Origin of the sequence: Kocuria sp., assembly GCF_030536815.1 — a bacterium.
In the GTDB taxonomy this organism is placed as follows: Bacteria; Actinomycetota; Actinomycetes; order Actinomycetales; family Micrococcaceae; genus Kocuria; species Kocuria gwangalliensis.
The window spans coordinates 1-2,061 of sequence record NZ_JAUNPE010000281.1 but is presented as its reverse complement, the minus strand read 5'-3'; the positions used below and the strand labels follow the sequence as shown (position 1 = coordinate 2,061).

At 62.7% G+C, this 2,061-nt stretch carries 2 protein-coding genes; one reads left to right on the top strand and one right to left on the bottom strand.

Annotated features, from left to right (window positions below; translation table 11 throughout):
- Positions 1-112: 112 nt before the first annotated feature.
- Positions 113-688: a TetR/AcrR family transcriptional regulator gene (locus Q4E95_RS13170; RefSeq protein WP_303383732.1), complete on the bottom strand. Its 576-nt coding sequence runs from the start codon at positions 686-688 to the stop codon at positions 113-115.
- Positions 689-787: 99 nt separating this feature from the next.
- On the opposite strand from Q4E95_RS13170, the gene Q4E95_RS13165 reads away from it, so the two are divergent.
- Positions 788-1,951, top strand: coding sequence for an MFS transporter (locus Q4E95_RS13165; protein WP_303383731.1), 1,164 nt, complete (start codon positions 788-790; stop codon positions 1,949-1,951).
- Positions 1,952-2,061: the final 110 nt, after the last annotated feature.

Below are 2,061 nucleotides of genomic sequence, written 5' to 3'. Positions count from 1 at the left end.
ACTACCGCGAAGATCGGTATGTGGAGGACGAACCCGGCCGGTAAGGTCCCCATCCTGCAAGACAACCGCGAGGACGTAAAGCTACCTCGCGCTGCACTCGTGCGGCTCCTTCCTAGGAGCCAAAAGAGGCGACTACGACGGCCGCTGTTCGGCGGCCCACCGCGATCGGGTCCAGGGGCTCACCGCGGAGGAATGACGCCAGGGCACCGGAATAAATGAGCTCCACGGCATCGGCCAGTTCATGAGCCCGCTCCCCGGCCAGGGGTTCCGACAAGTGAAGTAGCCGCTTGCGCAATAATGCGGAATCCGCCTCAAGAACAGCCAGAACCGATTCCGGAGGGGCAGAAAGTTCAGAGGCGGTTGCAAGGAACGCGCACCACCTAGTGGATGAGCGGGAGCCATCGCGGTAGTCAAGTAATGCATCGAAGATCGCCAGGAGCCGAGCTGTGTCGTCAGTGGCTTCGACAATGTGTGAGTCCCACACGGCCTGCCAATTGGACAATCTACCCTCCAGTGCCTTTGCAAGGAGACCATCCTTGCTTCCGAACTGGGCGTAGAGCGTTGCAGCGGAGGTCTCGGCCTCGCGCAGAAGTTCATCCACCGGAGTCGCCTGAACTCCCCGAGTGAAGAGCATCCGATCCGCCGCGCGCAGTAAACGACTCCGAGCCGGGGTCTTGTTCACCTTCATCGGTTCAACCCTAGTCTCCAAGACGTTAGAACGTGCGTTACTCTTATTGTAACGCTCGTTTCGTAAAGGGGGTCCGCTGTGCGCCTCGTCCTCAGCAGCATGGGATTGATTGCCGCCACATATGGCTTAGCGCGGTTCGGATATGGCTTGTTTCTTCCGCAGTTCCAAGAGGCCTTCGATCTCGACGGAGCCACGGCCGGCCTGATTCAATCAGGCAGTTTTCTCTCCTATTGCGTGGCCGCGGTTCTTGCTGTGCCGGGCGCCAGGTGGCCCCGCGGCCTGGTGATCGCCGCCGGCGCTTCGGCATCCCTAGGTTCGCTTGCGGTCGCAGCCGCCCCCAGTGGCACCGTGTTGGGGATCGGTGTGGTGGTGGCCGGAGCGGGAGCCGGTTTCGCCACCCCGGGAACCGTAGGGCTAATTGCGCGCCTTATTGATGAACGGGGAAGAGAGCGGGCCCAGACAACGGTTAATGCCGGGACGGGCGTGGGCCTCGTGATTGCAGGTTTCCTCCTGGCCGCCACGGCCCAGAACTGGCGCATCGCCTGGGTGGTTATTGGTGTTGCCGCGGTTCTCACCATGGTTGCCACACTCATTTCAGCTCGGCACCGCATGCCAGCCAGCAGCGTTGGTTCCACCACGGATTCCTCGCTGCGGCCTTTCCACCTTTTCGATGTCCCGGGTCTAGGACGCATCATGACTATGGCCGCGCTTTCGGGTGCCGGCAGTGCAGCTGTCTGGACCTTCGGGCGTACTCATCTCGACGCCGCGGGCCCGGATGTTTTCCCGGGGCAGTCATTCTCGGTCATCGCGTGGATCCTGCTGGGGGCCATGAGTGTTATCGGAGCCTTGGCCGCTCAGTTGGTTCAACGCTGGTCCCTGAGCCGGGCGTGGTCTGTCACCAACCTGGCCTTGCTGCTGGGCACGGCGGGAGTCGGGCTGGCGCCTGCTCATCCAGTGATCGCCTACTCAGCCGTGAGCTTGTTCGGCGCCGGTTACACAGCCATGACCGGGGTCCTGATCGTTTGGGCCATGCGTTTAGCACCCCGGGCATCCCCTGTAATCACGGTCGCCCTTTTCGTGGCTCTCGCCCTGGGGCAAGCCGCCGGGGCAATGATCCTCGGCACGCTGCATGATGTGAGTTCCGCGCCCGTCTTGTTCCTTGCAGCCCTCATCATGGGTGCGCTGGCCATCGCGGTCCAACCGCGTTCCTCATTGCCGAAAGACAACGCTGCGGTTCTGACAGCCGCATTCGAGCCACGCTGAATCACGTTTCACGCTCCATGAGGGTCCCCATCCGAGAAGAACGCGCCGGTGGCTGCCCTTGTCAGGGCGCCACCGGCGCGGTGTTTCATCGGGGAGGCCGGGCCGACGCC